This window comes from Streptomyces katrae (genome assembly GCF_000717655.1).
GTDB lineage: Bacteria > Actinomycetota > Actinomycetes > Streptomycetales > Streptomycetaceae > Streptomyces > Streptomyces katrae_B.
In genome coordinates, this window is record NZ_JNZY01000010.1 from 57,830 (window position 1) to 80,576 (window position 22,747).

At 73.5% G+C, this 22,747-nt stretch carries 21 protein-coding genes; 16 read left to right on the forward strand and 5 right to left on the reverse strand.

Going from position 1 to position 22,747, the window contains the following annotated elements; all coding sequences use genetic code 11:
* Positions 1–104 precede the first annotated feature (104 nt).
* The 3 genes from tdh (at position 105) to IF09_RS0114005 (ending at position 3,715) form a co-directional block, all read left to right on the forward strand.
* Positions 105–1,133 (forward strand): L-threonine 3-dehydrogenase, encoded by a 1,029-nt coding sequence (gene tdh, locus IF09_RS0113995; RefSeq protein ID WP_030295467.1) that lies wholly within the window; start codon positions 105–107, stop codon positions 1,131–1,133.
* Between the two features lie 173 nt (positions 1,134–1,306).
* Entirely contained in the window at positions 1,307–2,515 is a 1,209-nt protein-coding gene (locus tag IF09_RS0114000) for a glycine C-acetyltransferase (protein ID WP_030295469.1), read from the forward strand.
* Positions 2,516–2,800: 285 nt separating this feature from the next.
* Positions 2,801–3,715, forward strand: a complete 915-nt coding sequence (locus IF09_RS0114005; RefSeq protein WP_030295471.1) for a LysR family transcriptional regulator — start codon at positions 2,801–2,803, stop codon at positions 3,713–3,715.
* A 208-nt stretch (positions 3,716–3,923) separates the two neighbouring features.
* On the opposite strand, the gene IF09_RS0114010 is transcribed toward IF09_RS0114005, so the two are convergent.
* Positions 3,924–4,100 carry a hypothetical protein gene (locus tag IF09_RS0114010; protein ID WP_158709961.1) on the reverse strand — a complete coding sequence of 59 codons (177 nt, stop codon included), beginning with the start codon at positions 4,098–4,100 and terminating at the stop codon, positions 3,924–3,926.
* 251 nt (positions 4,101–4,351) lie between these two features.
* Positions 4,352–5,131 (reverse strand): DeoR/GlpR family DNA-binding transcription regulator, encoded by a 780-nt coding sequence (locus tag IF09_RS0114015; RefSeq protein ID WP_030295474.1) that lies wholly within the window; start codon positions 5,129–5,131, stop codon positions 4,352–4,354.
* Positions 5,132–5,280: 149 nt separating this feature from the next.
* Here IF09_RS0114015 and IF09_RS0114020 point away from each other — a divergent pair, with 149 nt between their 5' ends.
* The 3 genes from IF09_RS0114020 (at position 5,281) to IF09_RS0114030 (ending at position 7,517) form a co-directional block, all read left to right on the forward strand.
* Positions 5,281–6,183 carry an SIS domain-containing protein gene (locus IF09_RS0114020; protein ID WP_030295475.1) on the forward strand — a complete coding sequence of 301 codons (903 nt, stop codon included), beginning with the start codon at positions 5,281–5,283 and terminating at the stop codon, positions 6,181–6,183.
* Positions 6,180–7,016, forward strand: a complete 837-nt coding sequence (locus tag IF09_RS0114025) for a class II fructose-bisphosphate aldolase (RefSeq protein ID WP_030295476.1) — start codon at positions 6,180–6,182, stop codon at positions 7,014–7,016. The genes IF09_RS0114020 and IF09_RS0114025 overlap by 4 nt, the downstream gene beginning before the upstream one ends.
* A 150-nt stretch (positions 7,017–7,166) precedes the next feature.
* Positions 7,167–7,517, forward strand: a complete 351-nt coding sequence (locus IF09_RS0114030; protein ID WP_030295477.1) for a hypothetical protein — start codon at positions 7,167–7,169, stop codon at positions 7,515–7,517.
* 15 nt (positions 7,518–7,532) lie between these two features.
* Here IF09_RS0114030 and IF09_RS0114035 read toward each other — a convergent pair whose 3' ends face one another.
* Positions 7,533–8,321, reverse strand: a complete 789-nt coding sequence (locus IF09_RS0114035) for a hypothetical protein (protein WP_051832437.1) — start codon at positions 8,319–8,321, stop codon at positions 7,533–7,535.
* Between the two features lie 182 nt (positions 8,322–8,503).
* On the opposite strand from IF09_RS0114035, the gene IF09_RS0114040 reads away from it, so the two are divergent.
* The 5 genes from IF09_RS0114040 to IF09_RS0114060 all read left to right on the forward strand — a co-directional run bounded on the left by IF09_RS0114040 (position 8,504) and on the right by IF09_RS0114060 (position 14,576).
* Complete coding sequence (locus IF09_RS0114040; RefSeq protein WP_030295479.1) at positions 8,504–9,694, forward strand: acyl-CoA dehydrogenase family protein; 1,191 nt, start codon at positions 8,504–8,506, stop codon at positions 9,692–9,694.
* A 5-nt stretch (positions 9,695–9,699) separates the two neighbouring features.
* A complete protein-coding gene (locus tag IF09_RS46940) occupies positions 9,700–9,828 on the forward strand; it encodes an agmatine deiminase family protein (RefSeq protein WP_234320989.1) in 129 nt (42 codons plus the stop codon).
* 135 nt (positions 9,829–9,963) lie between these two features.
* Positions 9,964–10,902 (forward strand): oxygenase MpaB family protein, encoded by a 939-nt coding sequence (locus IF09_RS0114050; RefSeq protein WP_051832438.1) that lies wholly within the window; start codon positions 9,964–9,966, stop codon positions 10,900–10,902.
* A 33-nt stretch (positions 10,903–10,935) separates the two neighbouring features.
* Complete coding sequence (locus IF09_RS0114055) at positions 10,936–13,011, forward strand: serine/threonine-protein kinase (protein ID WP_030295483.1); 2,076 nt, start codon at positions 10,936–10,938, stop codon at positions 13,009–13,011.
* Entirely contained in the window at positions 13,008–14,576 is a 1,569-nt protein-coding gene (locus tag IF09_RS0114060; protein ID WP_030295485.1) for a phytoene desaturase family protein, read from the forward strand. The genes IF09_RS0114055 and IF09_RS0114060 overlap by 4 nt, the downstream gene beginning before the upstream one ends.
* Before the next feature lie 6 nt (positions 14,577–14,582).
* On the opposite strand, the gene IF09_RS0114065 is transcribed toward IF09_RS0114060, so the two are convergent.
* Positions 14,583–15,044, reverse strand: coding sequence for a nitroreductase family deazaflavin-dependent oxidoreductase (locus IF09_RS0114065; protein ID WP_078613239.1), 462 nt, complete (start codon positions 15,042–15,044; stop codon positions 14,583–14,585).
* A 104-nt stretch (positions 15,045–15,148) separates the two neighbouring features.
* On the opposite strand from IF09_RS0114065, the gene IF09_RS0114070 reads away from it, so the two are divergent.
* A complete protein-coding gene (locus tag IF09_RS0114070; RefSeq protein ID WP_030295489.1) occupies positions 15,149–15,535 on the forward strand; it encodes a VOC family protein in 387 nt (128 codons plus the stop codon).
* Positions 15,536–15,552: 17 nt separating this feature from the next.
* Here the strand turns inward: IF09_RS0114070 and IF09_RS0114075 are convergent, their stop codons facing one another.
* Positions 15,553–17,412 carry a serine hydrolase domain-containing protein gene (locus IF09_RS0114075; RefSeq protein ID WP_078613240.1) on the reverse strand — a complete coding sequence of 620 codons (1,860 nt, stop codon included), beginning with the start codon at positions 17,410–17,412 and terminating at the stop codon, positions 15,553–15,555.
* Positions 17,413–17,557: 145 nt separating this feature from the next.
* Here IF09_RS0114075 and IF09_RS0114080 point away from each other — a divergent pair, with 145 nt between their 5' ends.
* The 4 genes from IF09_RS0114080 to IF09_RS0114095 all read left to right on the forward strand — a co-directional run bounded on the left by IF09_RS0114080 (position 17,558) and on the right by IF09_RS0114095 (position 22,707).
* Positions 17,558–18,664: an NAD(P)H-dependent flavin oxidoreductase gene (locus tag IF09_RS0114080; RefSeq protein ID WP_030295492.1), complete on the forward strand. Its 1,107-nt coding sequence runs from the start codon at positions 17,558–17,560 to the stop codon at positions 18,662–18,664.
* Positions 18,665–18,678: 14 nt separating this feature from the next.
* Positions 18,679–20,241 (forward strand): acyl-CoA synthetase, encoded by a 1,563-nt coding sequence (locus IF09_RS0114085; RefSeq protein ID WP_030295494.1) that lies wholly within the window; start codon positions 18,679–18,681, stop codon positions 20,239–20,241.
* Between the two features lie 179 nt (positions 20,242–20,420).
* On the forward strand, positions 20,421–21,428 hold the full coding sequence (locus IF09_RS46945; RefSeq protein ID WP_037634834.1) for a hypothetical protein: 1,008 nt from the start codon (positions 20,421–20,423) through the stop codon (positions 21,426–21,428).
* A gap of 130 nt (positions 21,429–21,558) precedes the next feature.
* Positions 21,559–22,707: a calcium:proton antiporter gene (locus IF09_RS0114095; RefSeq protein ID WP_030295497.1), complete on the forward strand. Its 1,149-nt coding sequence runs from the start codon at positions 21,559–21,561 to the stop codon at positions 22,705–22,707.
* Positions 22,708–22,747: the final 40 nt, after the last annotated feature.

Below are 22,747 nucleotides of genomic sequence, written 5' to 3' on the forward strand. Positions count from 1 at the left end.
TCGATGGACTGATCACCTCCGCCTCGGCAGATTGGTCCTCGTCGATACGTCGCACCCGGCCCCCGTGGTTGCAACGTCCCCTCCGCATGCCTGGAGCCACCCCCATGAAGGCACTCGTCAAGCACAAGGCCGAGCCCGGGCTGTGGCTCATGGACGTACCCGAGCCCGAGTACGGCCCCGGCGACGTGCTGATCAAGGTGCTGCGCACCGGCATCTGCGGTACGGACCTGCACATCCGCTCCTGGGACGGCTGGGCGCAGGGCGCGGTCAAGACCCCGCTCGTGCTCGGCCACGAGTTCGTGGGCGAGGTCGCCGCCGTCGGCGCTGACGTCCAGGACATCGAGACCGGCGCGCTCGTCAGCGGCGAGGGCCACCTGGTGTGCGGCAAGTGCCGCAACTGCCTGGCCGGGCGCCGCCACCTGTGCCGCAGCACGGTCGGCCTCGGCGTCGGACGCGACGGCGCCTTCGCCGAGTACGTGGTCCTGCCCGCGCAGAACGTGTGGGTGCACCGGACCGCCGTGGACCTGGACGTGGCGGCGATCTTCGACCCGTTCGGCAACGCCGTCCACACGGCGCTGTCGTTCCCGCTGGTCGGCGAGGACGTGCTGATCACCGGCGCGGGCCCGATCGGGATCATGGCGGCGGCCGTGGCGAAGCACGCGGGTGCGCGCAACGTCGTCATCACCGACGTCAGCCCCGAGCGCCTCGAGATCGCACGCAAGGCCGGCGCCACGCTCGCGCTCGACGTCTCGAAGGCGACGATCGCCGACGCGCAGGCGCGCCTGGGCCTGCGCGAGGGCTTCGACATCGGCCTGGAGATGTCCGGCCGCGCCGAGGCCATGCGCGACATGATCGACAACATGACGCACGGCGGCCGGATCGCCATGCTGGGCCTGCCCGCGCAGGAGTTCCCGGTGGACTGGGCGAAGGTCGTCACCTCGATGATCACGATCAAGGGCATCTACGGCCGCGAGATGTTCGAGACCTGGTACGCGATGACGGTGCTGCTGGAGGGCGGCCTCGACCTCAGCCCGGTCATCACCGGCCGCTACTCGCACCGCGACTTCGAGGCCGCGTTCGACGAGGCGGCCACCGCCCGCAGCGGCAAGATCATCCTGGACTGGACGGCGTAACGGCCTCCCGGGGCTTGGAGGGCAGGGCGTGACCGCCCTGCCGGAACCCTCGCCTCCGGGCCTCCTCGCCTCCGTCCCACCGAACCATCTCCCTCCGGCCGGGCCCCGCCCACCCTCCCCCCTCCGCGGGGCCCGGCCCCCTTCGTCCGCCGCTCAAGGAGAAGCCGAAGCCCATGTTCGAGTCCGTACGCGAAGACCTCCGCACCACCCTCGACGAGATCCGCGCCGCGGGCCTGCACAAGCCCGAGCGCGTCATCGGCACCCCGCAGAGCGCGGCCGTCGCGGTGACCGCGGGCGGCGCCCCCGGCGAGGTCCTCAACTTCTGCGCCAACAACTACCTCGGTCTGGCCGACCACCCCGAGGTCGTCGCCGCCGCCAAGGACGCGCTGGACCGCTGGGGCTACGGCATGGCCTCGGTCCGCTTCATCTGCGGTACGCAGGAGGTGCACAAGGAGCTCGAGGCACGGCTGTCGTCGTTCCTCGGCCAGGAGGACACCATCCTCTACTCCTCCTGCTTCGACGCCAACGGCGGCGTCTTCGAGACGCTGCTCGGCGCCGAGGACGCGGTGATCTCCGACGCCCTCAACCACGCCTCGATCATCGACGGCATCCGGCTGTCCAAGGCCCGCCGCTTCCGGTACGCCAATCGCGACATGACCGAGCTCGAGGCCCGCCTGAAGGAGGCGACGGAGGGCGGCGCGCGGCGCAAGCTGATCGTCACCGACGGCGTCTTCTCCATGGACGGCTACGTCGCCCCGCTCGCCGAGATCTGCGACCTGGCCGAGCGCTACGACGCCATGGTCATGGTCGACGACTCGCACGCCGTCGGCTTCGTCGGCCCCGGCGGCCGCGGTACGCCGGAGCTGCACGGGGTCATGGACCGCATCGACATCATCACCGGCACGCTCGGCAAGGCCCTCGGCGGCGCGTCCGGCGGCTACGTCGCGGCCCGCGCCGAGATCGTCGAGCTGCTGCGCCAGCGCTCGCGCCCGTACCTGTTCTCGAACTCCCTCGCCCCGGTCATCGCCGCCGCCTCCCTGAAGGTCCTGGACCTGCTGGAGTCGGCCGGCGACCTGCGCGAGCGCCTCGCCGCCAACACCACGCTCTTCCGGACGAAGATGACCGAGGCCGGCTTCGAGATCCTCCCCGGCGACCACGCCATCGCCCCGGTGATGATCGGCGACGCGGCGGAGGCGGCCAGGATGGCGGAGCTCCTGCTGGAGCGAGGCGTGTACGTGATCGGCTTCTCCTACCCGGTGGTCCCGATGGGCGCGGCCCGCATCCGCGTCCAGCTCTCGGCGGCCCACTCCACGGCGGACGTGGAGCGCGCGATCGCGGCCTTCATCGACGCCCGCTCGGCGCTGGCGGCGACGGGGGCCTGACGAGCCCGGACCGCCTGAGTCTCTTGGGCCGCCTGAGCCTCCTGAGGCGCGACGGCTTGGGCGGCGTGACCCGGCTGGGGCGGTGACCGGCCTGGCTGCGGGCGGCTCGGACTGCGGTCCGGCCCCGGGCGCCGGGCGTGGCCGGCCGATCCCCCGGCCGGCTGGCCGCCCGATCGCCGACTGTCTGGGTGGCCTGACGGAGCTGCCCCGCCGGATCGGTCGTGTGGCCTGCGGCCCGGCCGGCCGGCGGCCCCGGCGGCCCGTGCCGCCTGCGAGAATGGTGGGGTGATCGACCCCCGCCGGCTGCGCATTCTGCGGGCCGTGGCGGACCACCGTACGGTGACCGCCGCGGCCGCAGCCCTGTACCTCACCCCCTCCGCGGTCTCCCAGCAGCTCGCCGCGCTGGAGCAGGAGACCGGGCACGTGCTGCTGACCCGCAGCGGCCGGGGGGTACGGCTGACGGCGGCCGGCGAAATCCTGCTGGGACACGCCCACGAGGTCCTCGCCCAGCTGGAGCGAGCCGAAGCCGAGCTCGCGGCGTACGCGGGAGGCGCGGCGGGCGAGGTCACGGTGGCCGCCTTCGCCACCGGCATCGCCGAGGTCCTCGCCCCCGCGATCGCCCGCCTGGCCCGCGAGCACCCCGGAATCCGCCTGCGGGTCCGGGACGCGGAAGGCGACCAGAGCCTGCCGCTGCTGCTGGACGGCGAAGCCGACCTCGCGCTGGCGGTCGAGTACCGCGGCGCCCCGGGCGCCGACGACGGCCGCCTCTCGGTCCTACCGCTGTACGCGGAGCCCTTCGACGCGGTGCTCCCCTCCGGGCATGTCCTGGCCGACTTCCCCGACGTGTCGCTGGCGGACCTGTCCGAGGCGGACTGGGTGGGGCAGTATCCCGGGAACCCGTGCCACGACGTGACCCTGCTGGCCTGTGAACTGGCGGGCTTCCAGCCCCGGTTCGTGCACTCCTCGGATGATTTCCGTGCTGTGACGGCACTGGTGGGAGCCGGGGCGGGGGTGGCCCTCGTCCCGCGCTCGGCGCTGCGGGGCATGGACCTCAAGGAGGTCCAGGTCCGCCCGGTGGCCGGCTCGGCGCCCACCCGAAGGGTCTTCGCGGCAACCCGCCGCGGTGCGGAATCCCACCCCCTGATCGCCCCGGTCCTGGGAGCTCTGGCCGAGGAGGCGGGCCGGCTGCCGACGCACTGAGGAGGGTGGAGGCCCGGCTCGGGGATACCGGGTCTGTGTGAGCGGGTCGGTGTGCGTCCGGGGCCGGGTTGCCCGGTCCTGCCCGTCACAGATGCCGACCGGGGTGCCCCGGCATCCGGAGTTCCCGTCCCGGGATCACGGATCCGGACCGGTGCCGGGGGCAGACCCCATTGCGCGGCCCGGCCGTGTCGAGGCATCCGTCTGCCCGTCACAGCTCGTCGAGGCGCTGGAACGCCGGCGCCCGGCGGGTGAGCGCGAGGAGGTCCTCGGGCTCGTCCTGGGCGGCCCGGTGCTCCACGGCCGCGGTGAACGCGTCGCGTACGGCGCCTGTCGGCAGTCGTACCTCCAGGCTGTCGGCAGGTCGGCCCGTCCTCGCGGCGGGCACCGGCAGCAAGCGTTCCCGCAACTCTCCGCGGAAGCGAGCCGGCGTGAACCGGGCGCGGGGACATCGCCCGTGAGGCGGAGGAGGGCGCGGCCGGGCTCTCGTCGGCGAGGCGCCGACCGGACATCGGCGTTGCGAACACGTACGAGACGCAATCCGCCGACGCCGTCGCCCGGGGCGAGCAGCACTGCGGCGACGGCACGCACGCGACGGGCCTGGCGGCCCTGCGGGAACGGTTCGTGCGGCAGCGCCGTCTACACCCGTCGTACTTCGACTCCCGACGCTTCGAACTCCGCCGTCACCGCGTCCGACAGGCCCGTGTCCGTCACCAGCACGTCCACCGACTGCGTCGGGCAGATGCGGGCGAAGGCGCGGACCGCGAGTTTGCTGGAGTCCGCCGCGATGACCACCCGGCGGGCCCGTTCGCACAGCAGGCGGTTCATCGCGGCCTCGTCCTCGTGGCGGGTCGCCGCGCCGTCCGCCGGGTCGAAGGCGTCCACGCCGACGACCGCCGTGTCCATCGTGAGCTGGCCCAGCACCTGCTGGGCCAGCGGGCCGGTCAGCTCGTACGACTGGGGGCGGGCCACCCCGCCCGTCAGGACGATCTTGAACTGCGGTCTGATGACGAGCTCGCCCGCGATGTTGAGCGCGTTGGTCACCACCGTCAGCGCCGGCGAGCCCGTCGCCAGGTCAGGGCGGCCGGCCAGGGCACGGGCCACCTCCGTGGTCGTCGTGCCGCCGGTCAGGCCGATCACCTCGCCCGGCGTGATCAGCTCCGCCACCGCCTCGCTGATGCGCTGCTTCTCCGCGGCGCGGCGGGACGTCCGGTAGCGCAGGGGGAGTTCGTACGAGACGCCGTGGACCACCGCGCCGCCGCGCGTGCGGACCAGCAGCTGCTGCTCGGCCAGCTGGTCGAGGTCGCGGCGGATGGTCGCGGCGGACACGCCGAGGGCCTCCGCCGCCGGCTCGACCTCCACCTCGCCCCGCTCCACCAGCAGATCCAGCAGCGTCTGCCAGCGCTCCTTGCGGGTCATGGACCCCACGGCGTTCGACCCCCTCGGGTGTGCTCCATCGGCCTACGCGTCGACATTAACTCAGGAGATCAACCCCCTGGGTGCTTGAAGTTGCGTGAAATGGGCCGCTACCTTGCAGGAAACTGCACCCACCAGGCCAGGGAGCCACCATGAGCCACGTCGCGTACGAGTTGGGCACTCAGCCCGAGTGCTGGGAGCGGGCCGCCGAACTGGCTCCGGTCCAGCGGGCGTTGCTGCCGCAGCCGGGGGAGCGTACCGCGATCGTCGGGTGCGGGACCTCGTACTACATGGCCCAGGCGGCCGCAGCCCTGCGCGAGGAGGCGGGCCAGGGGGAGACCGACGCGTTTCCCGCCTCCGAGTTCCCCCGGCACCGCCGCTACGACCGGGTCGTCGCGCTGACCCGGTCCGGCACCACCACCGAGGTGCTGGACCTGCTGGCCGGGCTGCGGGACGCGGGTGTGCGGACGACCGCCGTCATCGGGGATCCGGCGACGCCGGTGATGACCCTCGCCGACGAGCTCGTCGTCCTCGACTTCGCCGACGAGCAGTCCGTCGTGCAGACCCGCTTCGCGACCACCGCCCTGACCCTGCTCCGTGCCCACGTAGGCCGGCACACCTCGGCGGCCGTCGCCGACGCGCGCACCGCGCTCGCCGAGCCGCTGCCCGAACAGGCCGCGGGCCGCGGGCAGTTCACCTTCCTCGGCCGTGGCTGGAGCGTGGGCCTGGCGAACGAGGCCGCGCTGAAGATGCGGGAGGCCTCCCTTTCCTGGTCCGAGTCGTATCCGGCGATGGAGTACCGGCACGGGCCGATCAGCGTGACCGGGCCCGGCACCCTCACCTGGTCGCTCGGCGAGGCCCCCGAGGGGCTCGCCGAGCAGGTGCGGGCCACCGGCGGCCAGTGGGTGGCCGGGCGGCTCGACCCGCTCGCCGAGCTGGTACGGGTCCACCGGCTGGCGATCGCCGTCGCGGCCCACCAGGACCTGGATCCGGACCGGCCGCGGAACCTGACCCGCTCCGTGATCCTCACCGCCGGCGAGGAGGCGGTCCGATGAGCCTCGTCTCCGCCGGGACGCTCGTCCTCGAGGCGGCGGCCGCGGGCCGCGCCGTCGCCGCGTTCAACATCATCACCCTGGAACACGCCGAGGCCGTCGTCGCCGGGGCGGAACGGGCGGGCCTTCCGGTCATCCTGCAACTGAGCGAGAACGCCGTGAAGTTCCGCGGCGGGCAGCTGCTGCCCATCTCGCGCGCCGCCGCCGCCTGCGCGGAGGCCGCCGGGATCCCGGTCGGCCTGCACCTGGACCACGTCAAGAGCCCCGACCTGCTCCGGCAGGCCGCGGACGCCGGGTTCAGCTCGGTGATGTACGACGCCGCGCAGCTCCCCTACGCGGAGAACCTGGAGGCCACCCGCTCCGCGGCCGACTGGGCGCACGCCAACGGGCTGTGGGTCGAGGCCGAGCTGGGAGAGGTCGGCGGGAAGAACGGCGCCGCCCCGCTCGACCCGCACGCGCCCGGTGCCCGTACCGACCCGGAGGAGGCCCGCCGGTTCGTGGCCGACTCCGGTGTCGATGCGCTGGCCGTGGCGATCGGCAGCAGCCACGCGATGACCAGCCGCACCGCCGCGCTGGACCACGCGCTGCTCGCCCGGCTGGCGAAGACCGTGGACGTGCCGCTGGTGCTGCACGGCTCCTCGGGCCTGCCGGACGCGGAGCTCGCGGCGGCGGTCGCGGGCGGCATCCGCAAGGTCAACATCGGTACCGCGCTGAACCTGGCCATGACCGAGGCCATCCGCACCCACCTGACCCCGGCCGACCCGCGCCCGTACCTGACGGCGGCCCGTACGGCGATGGCGGCGACGGCCGCGGCGATGATCACGGCACTGAACTGACCGTAGGCGTGCAAAGGGTGGTAAATGCCCTGGTCAATAGGGCGGCAAACCACCCTTTCCGGTGCGTCGGAAGAACCGTTTGATCACGCTCGCGGCCCCCTAGCGTGATCACCATCGCCTTCCGCGCAGCCATCCGAAAGGGAAGCCCCCATGCGCCTTCGTGCCGCCGTGGTCGCCGCCGCCAGCGCCCTCACCCTCCTCGTCGCCGTTCCCGGCTCCGCCACCGCCGCCACGGGCGAGTTCGGCTACTCGTACGTCGGCCTGGACGGGGAGCCGCGACAGGAGCGGCTCTTGGACCCGGAGAGCGACGAGTGCGTCGCCATCCCCGAGGTCGCCGACCCGAACTCCTCCGAGCCGGCCTTCTCCCCGCGCAACCGGACCGGCGCCGTCGCACGGGTTTTCACCAACGCCGACTGCACGGGCGACCACTTCGACCTGCGCGCGTTCACCGGCCACGGCTCGGAACGGCTCAAGCTGCGCTCGGTCGTCTTCCTTCCCTGACCGGGCCCGTGAGGGTCAGCGGGGGGTGAGCCGGGCCCGGTGGCACGAGAGGGAGTGCCACCGGGCCCGGTCCGGTGTCGCGCCCCGGTCCAGGGTGCGGCGGGCCTCGATCGCGGTGACGTGGCGGTCGGTGGACAGGCACAGGAGGACGAACAGGCCGGTGTGCGTGGGCTCGACGGTCTCCTCGTAGTACCACTCGGCCGTGACGGTCCGCCGGTCGGCCAGGAACGGGCGCTGCAGGAAGTCCTGTACGTCGAGGGGGAAGTGCCCGAGCACCCCCTGTGCCTCCGGCGGGTCCAGGACCAGCCGCTCCACCGGTGCGCCGGGCCGGCCGGGTGCGGCCGAGCCGCCGCCCGCCTGCGCGGGCCGCCCGTCGAAGGAGCGGGTCAGCAGCGACCCGGGCTCCACCCGGACCCGCTCGCCCCGGTGCTCCTGCGCGCGGCCGTTGCGGTACACCGGCTGGACCCGGCACAGCCCCCGGTCTCCGAACACCACCGCGAACGGGGCGCCGTCGTCGTAGACCCGGGCCCACCACACCAGGGACCGGCCCGCCTTCTCCAGCGTCTTGGCGCGTACGTCGCCCGGCAGCAGCTCCCAGCACCCCTCGCGGGCGGGGACCCCGGGGTCGACGGGCAGGGCTCCCGGCTCGTGGATCTGGGTCACGCCCCCGGAGAGCTCCGGCCGGGTGGCGGGCAGGCGGTCCGTGCGTACGGGGCCGGCGGGCGGGCGGTCGCCGGGCATCCGGTCCCGGCGCTCCGGCATCCGGTCCCGGCCGGCGGACTCCTGCTCCCAGGCCCTGTCCATGCGTCCCCCCTGGTTCCCTGAACTCCCTCACCGCGCCCGCCCATTGTCGGGTACGGGTCCGCGCCCCGTCGGCGGTCCGCGGAATCGGCGGCCCGCGGGTCCTTCCCCCTTCTTGGAACACGTTCTACTCTGTGCGCCGCCACCACAGCGACCGGCTGGGCCGCGAGACACCCGGAGGGGCCGTGCACCTCGAATACACGCCTGAGCAGCAGCAGTTGCGCACCGAGCTGCGCGCCTACTTCGCCGAGCTCGTGCCGCAGGACGTCTACGCCCGCTACGAGGACCCGGCCGCGCAGAAGCGCTTCTACCGGGAGACCATCCGCAAGCTCGGCGCCGACGGCTGGCTCGGGGTCGGCTGGCCCAAGGAGTACGGCGGCCGCGGGATGTCCCCGATGGACCAGTTCATCTTCTTCGACGAGGCCGCGCAGGCCGTCGTACCGCTGCCGCTGATGGCGCTCAACACCGTCGGGCCGACCATCATGCAGTTCGGCACCGACGAGCAGAAGGCGTACTTCCTGCCGAAGATCCTGGCCGGCGAGATCGACTTCGCCATCGGCTACAGCGAACCGGACGCCGGCACCGACCTCGCCGCGCTCAAGTGCAAGGCCGTCCGCGAGGGCGACGAGGAGACCGGCACGTACGTGGTCAACGGGCAGAAGATCTGGACCACCAACGGCGACACCGCCGACTGGGTCTGGCTCGCCGTCCGCACCGACCCGGACGCCCCCGCGCACAAGGGGATCACCATGCTCCTGGTGCCCACCTCCGACCCGGGGTACTCGTGCACCCTGATCAACACCCTCGCCTCGCACGACACCACCGCAAGCCACTACGAGGACATCCGGGTCCCCGCGAACCGCCGCGTCGGGCAGGAGAACAAGGGCTGGCGCCTGATCACCAACCAGCTCAACCACGAGCGCGTCACCCTGGCCGCCCACGGCACCATGGCCATCCGGGCCCTGCACGACGTACAGCGCTGGGCCGCCGGGACCAAGCTCGCCGACGGCCGCCGCGTCATCGACCTCTCCTGGGTCCGCGGCCGCCTGGCCCGCACCCACGCCCGGCTCGACGCGATGAAGCTGCTCAACTGGCAGATGGTCAACGCCGTCCAGGACGGCACCCTGACCCCGCAGGACGCCTCCGCCGTCAAGGTGTACGGCTCCGAGGCCCGCAGGGACGCGTACGCCTGGCTGATGGAGGTGGTCGGCGCGGCCGGCTCCCTCAAGGACGGCTCCGCGGGCGCGGTCCTCCACGGCGAGCTCGAACGCGGCTACCGCAGCGCCGTGATCTTCACCTTCGGTGGCGGGAACAACGAGATCCAGCGCGAGATCATCTCCTGGATCGGCCTGGGCATGCCCCGCGTCCGCCGTTGAGGGGTGTGGCCGGCGATACTCCGGGAGCACTTCCCCAGCGGGAGACCGTACCCGTGAAGATCGACACCATCGCGTCCGGCGGTGGCGGCATCCACGGCTCGACGCACGACCAGCCCGGCGAACCGGCCGCCTGACCCGTCGCACCCCTGCTCCGGTCCGCCGCGCCTCGGTAGGCTGGAGCAGAGGGCGGCCGAGCGCCGCCCCGGCACGCGGGGCACGGGAGACGTACGGGAGTCACGGGCGATACGGGACGTACGGGAGGTACGGGCATGGCCGCGACCCGGGGGAGCGCACCCACGCCGCCCGAGCGAGGGAGCGGGCCGACCCCGCCCGGGGCCGACCCCGGGCTCTACGGGCCCGCGTCCGTCACCTGGCAGTGCCACGGCGACCCGATCATGTGGATCGCCGGAGTCCGTGCGCTCTACCTCCAGGCCCTGCACCCCCGAGCGGTCCGCGGGGTCGTCGCGAACAGCGACTTCCGCTCCGATGCCTGGGGCCGGCTCTTCCGTACCGCCGATTTCGTCGGCACCATCACCTACGGCACCACCGAGGCCGCCGAGCGCGCCGGCGCCCGCGTCCGCCGGATCCACCGGAGCCTGTCCGCCACCGACCCCGCCACCGGCGAGCGGTTCCCCGTCGACGACCCCGAGCTGCTGCTCTGGGTGCACTGCGCGCAGATCGACAGCTTCCTGCACATCCTGCGCCGCTCCGGGGTCCCCCTCACCGCCGCCCAGGCCGACCGCTACGTCGACGAGAACCGTGTCAACGCCCGCTTGGTCGGCCTCGATCCGGCGCACGTGCCGGCCGGCACGTCAGCCCTCGCCGCGTACTTCGAGAAGGTCCGCCCCGAGCTCGCCGCCGGACCCGACGCCCGCGCCGTGGTCGCCTTCCTGCGGAGCCCGCCCACCCCTGCCCTCCTCATCCCTGGCCGAAACCTGCTGTGGCGCCCGGTCGCGGAACTGGCCTACGGTTCCCTCCCCGGCTACGCGCACCGGCTGTACGGCCGGGCGGCTCCGCCGGCGCCCGTCATCACTCGTCGCCTGCGCCTCACCGGTACCCTGCTGCGCAGCATTCCCGCAGGTCTGCGGTGGCAGCTGCCGCCAGGTCACATCTTGAAAGCGATGCGCCGCATGGGCCCCGGCAGTCGCCCCTCGGCGTACACACTGCGTACATCAGCGGCCATACTGGACCGGCCGGGGAGGGCGTAGGACGTAGCACGACAACGGGGGCGGCTTTAAGACATGGCGGAGTCCAGACTGATCCAGGGCCGGTACCGGTCACTCGATCTGATCGGGCGCGGCGGCATGGGCGAGGTGTGGCGCGCCCGTGACGAGTCGCTCGGCCGGCAGGTTGCCGTGAAGTGCCTCAAGCCGCTCGGGCCCGAGCAGGACAACCACTTCACCCAGGTCCTGCGCGAACGCTTCCGCCGCGAGGCGCGCGTCGCCGCCTCCCTCCAGCACCGCGGAGTCACCGTCGTCCACGACTTCGGCGACGACAGCGCCGCGGGCGGCCCGCTCTACCTCGTGATGGAACTCCTCGACGGCCGCAACCTGAGCCAGCTCCTGGAGGACAACGAGACGCGCCCGCTCCCCGTGGACGTGGTCGTCGACATCGCGGAACAGCTGGCCGCCGCCCTCGGCTACACCCACGACCAGGGCGTGGTCCACCGCGACCTGAAACCGGCCAACATCATGCGGCTCACCGACGGCACGGTGAAGATCTGCGACTTCGGCATCGCCCGCCTCGCCCACGACATCGGCTTCACCGCCAAACTCACCGGCGGCGCCATGGCCATGGGCACCCCGCACTACATGTCGCCCGAGCAGATCGCCGGCGGCGAGGTGGACCACCGCAGCGACCTGTACTCCCTCGGCTGCGTCCTGTACGAGATCGCCACCGGGGCCCCGCCGTTCGACCTCGGCGACTCCTGGTCGGTGCTGGTCGGCCACCGCGACACCGCGCCCGTGCCGCTCCGCGAGCACCGCCCCGAGCTGCCCGAATACTTCGAGCAGGTGGTCCTGGACCTGCTGGCCAAGCGCCCCGAGGACCGCCCCGGCGACGCCCGCCACCTGCACCGGCGGCTCGTCGAGGACCGCATCGGTCCCGGCGGCCTGCCCGGCGCCCAGGCCCCGCTGCCCGGCTGGGCCCGCGGTATGACCGCCGGCCGCAAGGCGGGCATCGACGCCCGCCCCGCGAGCGGCGCGTGGGCCGTGCTCACCGGCTCCTGGACCGCCGGACGCCCCAGCGGCGAGCACCGCATCCTGCGCCCCGCCGCCGCCGAGGACCCGCGCCTCACCGCGCCGTACGGGGTCCCGTACGCCTTCGGCTCCGACGGGACCGGCCTGGACGCGGCCGGCCCCGGCGCGCTCGCCGCCGGCCACACCCGCGCGTTCGCCCTCAGCCGCGCGGGCCGGCCGAAGGAGGCTCTGGCCGCGTACGAAGCCGTTGCCGAGGGGCGCACCCGGCTGCTCGGCGCCGACCACCCCGACACCCTCGCGGCGCGCCAGGAGGCGGCGTACGAACTGGGCCGGCTCGGACGCCACCGCGAGGCCCACGACGTCTACCGTGCGGTGCTCGTCGCCCGGGAGCGCAGCACCGGCCCGCTCCATCCCGACACGCTGCGCTGCCGCCACAACCTCGCCTGCACCCTCGGGGCGCTGGGCCGGTTCGCGGACGCCCACCGCACCGCCGCCGAGGTCGCCGCCGACCGGGCGGCCGTGCTGGGCGCCGAGCACGCGGACACGCTGCTGACCCGGTACGAGGTCGCGTACGCACTGGGCCGTCTCGAGCGCTGGCAGGAGGCCCTGGACGGGTTCCGCCACGTCGCCGCCGTACGGGAGCGGGTGCTGGGCCGGGACCATCCCGACACCCTCGCCGCCCGCTACGAGGTCGGCATCGCGCTCGGCAGGACCGGGCACGCAGCCCAGGCCCTGGACCTGTTCCGGGGCCTGGTCCGCGACCGCACCCGGGCGTACGGGGCCGCGGACCCGGAGACGCTCCGCGCCCGGCACGTCCTCGGCGTCAACCTGGGCCGGCTGGACCGCTGGGAGGAGGCGGTGGCCGAGGCCCGGCAGGTCGCCGAGGCCCGGGCCAGGGCGCTCGGCGCCGAGCACCCGGACACCCTCGTCAGCCGCCGCGAACTCGCCGTCGGGCTGGGCCGGCTGGGCCGCTGGGACGAGGCCCTGCCCGTCTACCGGGAGCTGTCCGGCATCCGCGAACGCTCCCTCGGCGACGACCATCCGGACACGGTGGCGGCCCACGCCGACGAGGCGCACTGTCTGGAGCGGCTCGGCCAGGTGTGTTACCAAGAGCCATGACGAGCTTCGGGCACGATGTATACGACGACGTGATCGTGGGCGGCGGGCACAACGGACTGGTCGCCGCCGCGTACCTGGCCAGGGCCGGCCGTTCGGTACTGGTCCTGGAGCGGCTCGGGAACACCGGCGGCGCCGCGATCTCCACCCGCCCCTTCGTCGGAGTCGACGCCCGGCTCTCGCGCTACTCGTACCTCGTGTCCCTGCTCCCGGCGAAGATCGTGCGCGACCTGGGGCTGAACTTCGCCGTCCGCAAGCGCACCGTCTCCTCGTACACCCCCGTCGAACGCGACGGCCGGCCCGGCGGGCTCCTCGTCGGCGGCGGAGAGGCCCGTACCCGGGAATCCTTCGCGCGGCTGACCGGCTCCGAGCGCGAGTACGAGAGCTGGCGCGCCTTCTACGGGCGGACCGGGCGGCTGGCGCAGAAGGTGTTCCCGACGCTGACCGAGCCGCTGCCCACGCGGGCGGAGCTGCGGGCCCGTATCGACGACGAGACCGCCTGGCGGATGCTGTTCGAGGAGCCGCTCGGGCGGGCCGTCGAGGAGCACTTCGCCGACGACCTGGTCCGCGGCGTGGTCCTCACGGACGCCCTGATCGGCACGTTCGCGGACGCGCACGACGCCTCGCTCGCGCAGAACCGCTGCTTCCTGTACCACGTCATCGGCGGCGGCACGGGGGACTGGGACGTTCCGGTCGGCGGGATGGGCGCGCTCACCGATGCGCTGGCGGCGGCCGCCCGGGCGGCCGGGGCCGAGATCGCGACCGGGCGCGAGGTGCTCCGGATCGAGACGGACGGGCGGGCTCCGGCCGAGGTGACCTTCCGTACGGCGACCGGCGAGGGACGTGTCGTCGGGCGGACGGTGCTGGTCAACGCCTCGCCCCGGGCCCTGGGTGAACTGCTCGGGGAGACGGAGCCGGCGCCCCCGGTCGAGGGGGCGCAGCTCAAGGTCAACATGCTGCTGCGGCGGCTGCCGAGGCTGCGGGACACCTCGGTGGACCCGCGCGAGGCCTTCGGCGGCACCTTCCACATCGCCGAGGGGTACGCGGAGCTGGCGCGGGCCTACGCCGAGGCCGCCACCGGCGAACTGCCGTCCGTACCGCCCTCGGAGATCTACTGCCACTCGCTGACCGACCCCTCGATCCTCGGGCCGGAGCTCGTGGCGCAGGGATACCAGACGCTGACGCTGTTCGGTCTGCACACCCCGGCCCGGCTGTTCGAGAAGGACAACCAGGGGGCGCGCGAAGTGCTGCTGACCGGGACGCTCGCGCAGCTGGACGCGCACCTGGCCGAGCCGATCACCGACTGCCTGGCCTTCGACGCGGACGGGCGGCCGTGCATCGAAGCCAAGACCCCGCTGGACCTGGAGCGCGAACTGCGGCTGCCCGGCGGGCACATCTTCCACCGGGACCTGTCCTGGCCGTATGCAGAGGATCAGGGTGCGGCGGGCCGCTGGGGGGTGGGGACCCCGTACGCCAACGTCCTGCTGTGCGGCGCGGGCGCCGTGCGCGGAGGCGGTGTCAGCGGGGTCCCCGGCCACAATGCGGCGATGGCGGTGCTGGGGCACTGACCGCCGTTACGCGGCGGCTCCGACGGGCTCGATGACGACGACCGGGATCTCGCGGTCGGTCTTGGCCTGGTACTCGTCGTACGCGGGCCAGTGCTCCACCATCACGGGCCAGTACGCGGCGCGCTCCTCGGAGGTCGCGGTGCGGGCCGCGCCCCGGAGGACCTTCGGACCGACCTGGATGCGGACCTCGGGGTGGGCCGTCAGGTTCTTGTACCAGAGCGGGTGCTCGTCGTCGCCGCCCTTGGAGGCGACGACGAGGTAGCGGCCGTCGGCCTCGCCGTAGATGAGCGGGGTGCGCACGGCGCTGCCGGAGACCCGGCCCACGGTGGTGAGCAGCAGGGTCTGGGTGCCGTTCCAGTCGTGGCCCTCGGCCCCGTTCGATGCGACGTACTGCTTGACGTGGTCGAGCTGCCAGCTGCCCGGCTTGGGGTCCTTCGGGTGGTCCCAGTCGATCACGGGGTTCGCCATGGCCTGTACCTGCCTTCGTTTGCCGAGCTGCCGGGGGTTGGTCAGTCAACGAAACTCAACGACTGCACACGCCGCCGGGCACGCCTTTGTGCCAGCATCGGATCATGATCGCCGAACTCCAGTGTGTGGTGTTGGACTGCCCCGATCCGCTGCGGCTTGCCGAGTTCTACCGCGCGGTGCTGGGCGGCACCGTCAACCGGCCGGACCCGCGGTGGTCGGTCGACGAGGAGTGGGCGACACTGCACGCCCCTTCGGGTCTCGTGCTCGCCTTCCAGCGGGTGGCGGACCACCGGCCGCCGCGCTGGCCGGACCCCGCCCACCCCCAGCAGTTCCACCTCGACTTCGGCGTGGCGGACCTGGACGGGGCGCAGGAGCAGGTGCTGGCCTGCGGCGCGACACTGCTGGACGCCCGCGCCGACGCCGCCCCCGACGGCTGGCGCGTCTACGCAGACCCGGCGGGCCACCCCTTCTGCCTGGTCCGCCATGGCTGACGTCCCCGCGGACACTTCTAGTCCGTCGAGCGGGTCCACCCGACGGCCTCGAGGCGGGAGGCGTCGGCGGGGCGGTCTTCCGCGAAGAGGAGGCGGGCCGGTTCCGCGACGCGTACGACGTCCACGTACACCCCGCGGCCGACGTAGCGGCCGGTCGCGGTGTGCCGGAAGCGCAGGCGCACCGGGCGCCCCGCCCAGGCCGCGAGCGGGGCTTCGAGGCGGTGCCAGATGCGGCCGGACCAGCCGCCGGCACTGCCCTGGGGCCACTGCTCGGGGGAGCCGCCCGTGGACCGCAGGGTGGTGAACGGCAGCGGCTCCCAGGTCTCCCCGTCGGCCGAGGCCTCCAGGTGGAGGGCGCCCTCGCCGGGCACGGTGTCCCACCACACGGCGCAGCGCAGTCGGGCGGCGGCCGTGGCCGGGGTCAACGGGGGCAGGGTCAGCGTGCCGGACCCGCCGGTCTCCATCCCGGAGTACCAGGCGGGGCCGCCGTGCTTCGTACGAACGGGGACGGCGCGGGCGAAGCGGTTGGCGACCGCGACCCGCGGCGCGCTGCCGGCCCGCCAGGTGCGTACGGGGTGGACGGAGTTGCCGAGCAGGATCAGGAAGGAGTCGGAGGAGGGGTCCAGGACCAGGGAGGTGCCGGTGAAGCCGGTGTGCCCGGCGGAGTGCGGGGTGGCCATGGCCCCCATGTACCAGTGCTGGTAGAGCTCGAAGCCGAGGCCGTGGTCGTCGCCGGGGAAGGCGGTGTTGAAGTCGGTGAAGAGCAGCTCCACGGAGGCGGGGCGCAGGATGCGCCTGCCGGAGTAGACGCCGCCGTCGAGGAGGGTGCGGGCGAGGACGGCCAGGTCCCAGGCCGTGCCGAAGACGCCGGCGTGGCCGGCGACGCCGCCGAGGGCGTGGGCGTTCTCGTCGTGGACCTCGCCCCAGACCAGCCCGCGGTCCAGGCCCGACCAGGGCGGCCGCTGCACCTCCGTGGCGGCGGTGACCCGGCGCCAGGAGAGCGGGGGGTTGTAACGCGTGCGGTGCATCCCGAGCGGAGCGGTGATCTCGTCGTGGAGCAGGAGATCCAGAGGGTGACCGGTGATCCGTTCCAGGAGCAGCTGTAGCGCTATGAGGTTCAGGTCCGAGTACCGGTACACCGTCCCGGGGGCCTCCTGCGGGCGCACGGCCCACAGCATCCTCAGCTGCCCCTCGCGCGTGGACTGCTGGTAGAACGGCGCCCACGAGCGCAGTCCCGAGGTGTGCGTGAGCAGCTGGCGGACCGTGATCAGCTCCTTGCCGCCGCCGGTGAACTCGGGCAGGTACCGGTCCACCGGAGCTTCCAGCTCCAGCCGTCCGCGCTCCATCTGCTGCACGGCCAGGAGCGACGTGAACAGCTTGGTCAGCGACGCCAGGTCGAAGACGGTGTCCTCGGCCATCGGGATGCGCTGCGCCTCCGGGAACTCCCGGACCCGGTCGGTGCGGCCGTCGTAGTCCGCGTACCGGACCGCCTCGCCCATCGCGCGGTGCAGGGCGATCGTGCGGCCCCGGCCGGCGAGCACCACGGCCCCGGCGTAGTAAGGGCGTTCGGGGGAGGGGCCGAGGAACCGCCGGGCCTCGTCGGCAGCCGCCTCCAAGTGCTTCTCGACGAGTCCCGCCTGGCGTGCGGACCCGTACCGCAGGCGCAGCCCCTGGAGTGCGCGCCGCTCGGCCGGGTTGCCAGAAGCCCCCGCGGCCCCGGGCAGCGCGGCCTGCAGGACGAGCATCCCGCCGAGCGCCAGCAACCGCGCCCCGAGCCGCCGTCGGCCGATCCCGCCCCCCGCCGGGCCCGCGCCCGCCGCTTCCGGGCTGCCCGGGCCTCTGCGGCGCGCCTCTTCGTCCCCCGTGTGCTCCTCCATCAGCGGCCTCCTGTTCGCCGGATCGCCCTCCCGAAGTATCTGCCCGCCGGTACGGCGGGCCCCGCACCGACCGGCCCGCAAAGAATCTGACGATGCATCAGAAAACCTCTTCCCTCGGCCGCCGGGCTGCGGCATGCTGCCGCCCATGGAGACGGAGCTGAGCAAGAAACTGGGAGTCGAGCACGCCATCTTCGGCTTCACGCCCTTCCCGGCGGTCGCCGCGGCCATCACCCGCGCGGGCGGATTCGGCGTCCTCGGCGCCGTCCGCTACACCGCCCCCGACGACCTCAGACGCGACCTCGACTGGATGCAGGAGCACGCCGACGGCAAGCCGTACGGGCTCGACGTCGTCATGCCCGCCAAGAAGGCCGTCGACGGCATCAGCGAGGCCGACATCGAGGCGATGATCCCGGCCGGCCACCGCGAGTTCGTGCGCGACACCCTCGCCAAGCACCACGTCCCCGAGCTGGCCGAGGGTGAGGCCTCCGGCTGGCGGATCACCGGCTGGATGGAGCAGGTCGCCCGAAACCAGCTCGACGTCGCGTTCGACTACCCCGTCAAACTCCTGGCGAACGCCCTCGGTTCCCCGCCCGCCGACGTCATCGCGCGCGCCCACGACCAAGGCGTCCTCGTCGCCGCCCTCGCCGGCAGCGCCAAACACGCCCGCCGCCACGCCGAAGCCGGGATCGACATCGTCGTCGCCCAGGGCTACGAGGCCGGCGGTCACACCGGCGACATCGCCACCATGGTCCTGGTCCCCGAGATCGCCGAGGCCGTCGCCCCGCTGCCCGTCCTCGCCGCCGGCGGCATCGGCAGCGGCGAGCAGATCGCCGCCGGCCTGGCCCTCGGCGCCCAGGGTGCCTGGCTCGGCTCCCTCTGGCTCACCACCACCGAGGCGGACCTGCACTCCCGCGCGCTCACCGAGAAGCTCCTGGCCGCCGGATCCGGCGACACCGTCCGCTCCCGCGCCCTCACCGGCAAGCCCGCCCGCCAGCTGCGCACCGAGTGGACCGACGCCTGGGACGACCCGGACGGCCCCGGCGCGCTCCCGATGCCCCTGCAGGGGCTGCTCGTCGCCGAGGCCGTCTCCCGGATCCAGAAGTACGAGGTCCAGCCGCTGCTCGGGACGCCCGTCGGCCAGATCGTCGGCCGGATGAACTCCGAACGCAGCGTCCAGGCCGTCTTCGACGAACTCACGAGCGGCTTCGAGCGCGCCATCGACCGCATCAACCGCATCGCCGGCCGGGCCTGAAAGGTGTGATCAGCATGAGTGGCGTGAGTGACCAGCCCCCGAACGGTTTCTGGGCCCAGGCGGCCGCCGACCCCGAGCGCACCGTCCTCGTCACCCCCGACGGCGAGGAGTGGAGCGCCGGCCGGCTGCACGCCGACGTGAACCGCCTCGTCCACGGACTGCGCGCCGCCGGTCTGGAGAAGGGGGACGTGTTCGCCGTCGTCCTCCCCAACGGCGTCGAGTTCATCACCGCCTACCTCGCCGCCTCCCAGGCCGGGTTCTACCTCGTCCCGGTCAACCACCACCTCGTCGGCCCCGAGATCGCCTGGATCGTCTCCGACTCCGGCGCCAAGGTCCTCATCGCCCACGAGCGCTTCACCGACGCCGCCACCGCCGCGGCCGACGAGGCGGGCCTGCCCGCGAGCCACCGCTACGCCGTCGGAGCGGTCGCCGGCTTCCGCCCGTACGCGCAGCTCCTCGGCGGACAGCCCGTCACACCGCCGGACGAGCGCACCCTCGGCTGGGTCATGAACTACACCTCCGGCACCACCGGGCGCCCCCGCGGCATCCGCCGCCCGCTGCCCGGCAAGCTCCCGGAGGAGACGTACCTCGGCGGCTTCCTCGGGATCTTCGGCATCCGCCCGTTCGACGGCAACGTCCACCTGGTGTGCTCGCCGCTCTACCACACGGCCGTCCTTCAATTCGCGGGCGCCGCACTGCACATCGGGCACCCGCTGGTCCTGATGGACCGCTGGACCCCGCAGGAGATGCTGCGGCTCATCGACGGCCACGCGTGCACGCACACCCACATGGTCCCGACGCAGTTCCACCGGCTCCTCGCGCTCCCGCAGGAGACGAAGGGCGCGTACGACGTCTCCTCGATGCGGCACGCGATCCACGGGGCCGCGCCCTGCCCGGACCACGTCAAGCGGGCGATGATCGACTGGTGGGGCACGTGCGTGGAGGAGTATTACGGGGCCAGCGAGGGCGGCGGCGCGTTCGCCACCGCCGAGGACTGGCTGAAGAAGCCGGGAACGGTCGGCAAGGCCTGGCCGATCAGCGAGCTCGCCATCTTCGACGACGACGGCAACCGGCTGCCGCCCGGCGAACTCGGGACCGTCTACCTGAAGATGAACACCGGCGGCTTCAGCTACCACAAGGACGAGGGCAAGACGAAGAAGAACCGCATCGGCGACTTCTTCACCGTGGGCGACCTCGGACTGATGGACGAGGAGGGGTACCTCTTCCTGCGCGACCGCAAGATCGACATGATCATCTCGGGCGGCGTGAACATCTATCCGGCCGAGATCGAGTCGGCCCTGCTCACCCACCCGGCGGTCGCCGACGCCGCCGCCTTCGGGATCCCGCACGCCGACTGGGGCGAGGAGGTGAAGGCGGTCATCGAACCGGCGGAGGGCTTCGTGGCCGGCGACGCCCTCGCCGCGGAGATCCTGCACCACTGCGAGCGGCAGCTGGCCGGCTTCAAGCGGCCCAAATCGGTCGACTTCATCGAGACGATGCCGCGCGACCCGAACGGCAAGCTGTACAAGCGGAGGCTGCGCGATCCGTACTGGGAGGGCCGCGACCGGGCGGTGTGAGCGTGGTCGCCTGACCAGCTCAATCTTGCGGGCCGGCCGGAGTAACGGACGGCCGGGCCTGTTCAGGGGCGGGCGAGAACGCCGGTGAGATGGACGGCGGCGGACCACGGAGGTCCGAATCCACTGCCACCTCACTCCACTCCTCCCGGCCGTACGCGGCCGGGGGAGGTAAGGACGTCATGAACGCGAGTACCACCTTCCGCCGCTCCCGGCGCCGGGCCCTGGCCGTCGCCGCCCTCACGGCGGCGGCCGTCACGGGCCAGTTGCTCGTCACATCCCCGCTGGCCCAGGCGGACGCCGACCACGCCGCCCGTTCGATCGCCTCCACCACGAACCAGCTGGAGCCGCCGCCGGACCACAACGACCCGTCCGGGGGCGACGACGGCCGGCACGAGAACGGCCGGGGCGACGACGGCCGGCACGAGAACGGCCGGGGCGACGACGGCCGGCACGAGAACGGCCGGGGCGACGACGGCCGGCACGAGAACGGCTCGGAGCGCAGGGACGAAGAGTCGAAGCCGACGGCGAAGGCCGTGCACGGGCTGCAGGAGTTCACCGCGGACGGCACCTTCGTGCCGCCGAAGGGCGTCACCTCCGTGTTCATCCAGGCCTGGGGGGCCGGCGGTGGCGGCGGGGGCGGCGGTGGCGGCGGCAGCGCACCGAACGACGGTGCCGGCGGCGCCGGCGGTGGTGGCGGTGGCGGCGGCTTCGTCTGGTGCACCGTTCCTGTGAAGTCGTCGAAGAGCTACACGGTGGTGCTCGGCGACGGGGGCGACCACGGCGACGCAGGCCCGGCAGGCTCGGCGGGCGCACCCGGCGGCTCAGGAACGGCGGGCGCCTCGGGTACGGCCACCACCCTGACCTCGACGCAGGGCGACGTCATCGCCACGGCCACCGGCGGTGGCGGCGGCGGTGGCGGAGGTGGCGGCGGGGCCACCGACGGCGCGCCCGGCACGCCCGGCGCCGGAGGGACCGGCAGCAGCTGCCGCACCGGCGGTCTGACCCGGCCCGGCCTGGATGCCGAGGACGACATCGGCGGCGGCGCCGTCGACGGCATCGTCGCCACGCCGGACGGGACCGTCATCGGCGGCAACGGCGGCCCCGGCGGAGCCGGCGGTGTGGTCACGGGCCAGAACGGCACCCCGGGGGCCGACGGCGGCGACGGCTACGCCGTCATCTTCTGGTAGACCGCCCGGAGTTGCAGCGGCCGCGGGCCCCGGGGACGGGGTCCGCGACCGCCGCACGCACCCGCGGCAACCGAAATGACGCGGCCCGTCCTATTCGCCCTGAACGTGCCGGTCGTGGCAGGTTGAGGGCATGAGTACGGCAGCACACAAGTCCCCTTTCACCGACTGGACCGTCGTGGTCCCGCTCGTCTCGCTCCTCGCGCTGGTGTTCAGCTGGGGGCGGGACCTGCCGGGATTCGCGGTGGCCCTCGTCGCCCTGTGCCTCGCGGGCGCCGTGCTGGCGGCCGTCCACCATGCCGAGGTCGTCGCCCTCCGGGTGGGCGAACCCTTCGGCTCGCTCGTCCTGGCCGTCGCCGTCACCGTCATCGAAGTGGCCCTCATCGTCACCCTGATGGCCGACGGAGGCGACAAGACCGCCTCGCTCGCCCGGGACACCGTCTTCGCCGCCGTCATGATCACTTGCAACGGCATCGTCGGCCTGTCCCTGCTCGTCGGCGCCCTGCGCAACCGGGTCGCCGTCTTCAACGCCGAGGGTTCCGGCGCGGCACTGGCCACCGTGGCGACCCTGGCCGTCCTCAGCCTGGTCCTGCCGACGTTCACCACCAGCAAGCCGGGGCCGGAGTTCTCCACCGCCCAGCTGACGTTCGCCGCCGTCGCCTCGCTCGCCCTGTACGGGCTGTTCATCGCCGTCCAGACGGTCCGCCACCGGGACTACTTCCTGCCGGTCGCCACCGAGGCCGGGGCGAGGAAGTCCGACGGCTCCGGTGGCGGTGACGGCTCCGGCGACGGCGCCGGCGACGGGGAGCACGCCGAGCCGCCCACCTCCCGCGCCGCGCTGGTCAGTCTCGGACTGCTGCTGGTCGCGCTCGTCGCCGTGGTCGGCGACGCCAAGGCCGTCTCGCCCGCGATCGAAGCGGGCGTCGCCAGCGCGGGCCTGCCCAACGCCGTCGTCGGAGTGATCATCGCCCTGCTGGTGCTGGCCCCCGAGACCCTCGCCGCCGTCCGCGCGGCCCGCCGCGACCGCGTCCAGACCAGCCTCAACCTGGGCTACGGCTCCGCCATCGCGAGCATCGGCCTGACCATCCCGGCCATCGCCCTGGCTTCCGTGTGGCTCTCCGGCCCGCTGCTGCTGGGCCTCGGGCCGGTCCACATGGTGCTGCTCGCCCTGACCATCGTGGTCAGCGCCCTCACCATCGCACCCGGCCGCGCCACGCTGCTCCAGGGCGGCGTGCACATCGTGCTGCTGGCCGCGTACCTGTTCCTCGCCGTCAGCCCGTGAGTGCACGTCGGGGCCGGGACGATCCGGCCCGACGAGTCCG

Bases quoted from the DNA above. Each gene is read 5' to 3' on its own strand.
- IF09_RS0114095 (WP_030295497.1), top strand. From the start codon at position 21,559: ATGAGTACGGCAGCACACAAGTCCCCTTTCACCGACTGGACCGTCGTG.
- IF09_RS0114070 (WP_030295489.1), top strand. From the start codon at position 15,149: ATGATCGCCGAACTCCAGTGTGTGGTGTTGGACTGCCCCGATCCGCTG.
- IF09_RS0114025 (WP_030295476.1), top strand. From the start codon at position 6,180: ATGAGCCTCGTCTCCGCCGGGACGCTCGTCCTCGAGGCGGCGGCCGCG.
- IF09_RS0114080 (WP_030295492.1), top strand. From the start codon at position 17,558: ATGGAGACGGAGCTGAGCAAGAAACTGGGAGTCGAGCACGCCATCTTC.
- IF09_RS0114000 (WP_030295469.1), top strand. From the start codon at position 1,307: ATGTTCGAGTCCGTACGCGAAGACCTCCGCACCACCCTCGACGAGATC.
- IF09_RS0114020 (WP_030295475.1), top strand. From the start codon at position 5,281: ATGAGCCACGTCGCGTACGAGTTGGGCACTCAGCCCGAGTGCTGGGAG.
- IF09_RS0114085 (WP_030295494.1), top strand. From the start codon at position 18,679: ATGAGTGGCGTGAGTGACCAGCCCCCGAACGGTTTCTGGGCCCAGGCG.
- IF09_RS0114065 (WP_078613239.1), bottom strand. From the start codon at position 15,044: ATGGCGAACCCCGTGATCGACTGGGACCACCCGAAGGACCCCAAGCCG.
- IF09_RS0114050 (WP_051832438.1), top strand. From the start codon at position 9,964: ATGGCCGCGACCCGGGGGAGCGCACCCACGCCGCCCGAGCGAGGGAGC.
- tdh (WP_030295467.1), top strand. From the start codon at position 105: ATGAAGGCACTCGTCAAGCACAAGGCCGAGCCCGGGCTGTGGCTCATG.
- IF09_RS0114055 (WP_030295483.1), top strand. From the start codon at position 10,936: ATGGCGGAGTCCAGACTGATCCAGGGCCGGTACCGGTCACTCGATCTG.
- IF09_RS0114015 (WP_030295474.1), bottom strand. From the start codon at position 5,131: ATGACCCGCAAGGAGCGCTGGCAGACGCTGCTGGATCTGCTGGTGGAG.
- IF09_RS0114075 (WP_078613240.1), bottom strand. From the start codon at position 17,412: ATGGAGGAGCACACGGGGGACGAAGAGGCGCGCCGCAGAGGCCCGGGC.
- IF09_RS0114060 (WP_030295485.1), top strand. From the start codon at position 13,008: ATGACGAGCTTCGGGCACGATGTATACGACGACGTGATCGTGGGCGGC.
- IF09_RS46945 (WP_037634834.1), top strand. From the start codon at position 20,421: ATGAACGCGAGTACCACCTTCCGCCGCTCCCGGCGCCGGGCCCTGGCC.
- IF09_RS0114035 (WP_051832437.1), bottom strand. From the start codon at position 8,321: ATGGACAGGGCCTGGGAGCAGGAGTCCGCCGGCCGGGACCGGATGCCG.
- IF09_RS0114030 (WP_030295477.1), top strand. From the start codon at position 7,167: ATGCGCCTTCGTGCCGCCGTGGTCGCCGCCGCCAGCGCCCTCACCCTC.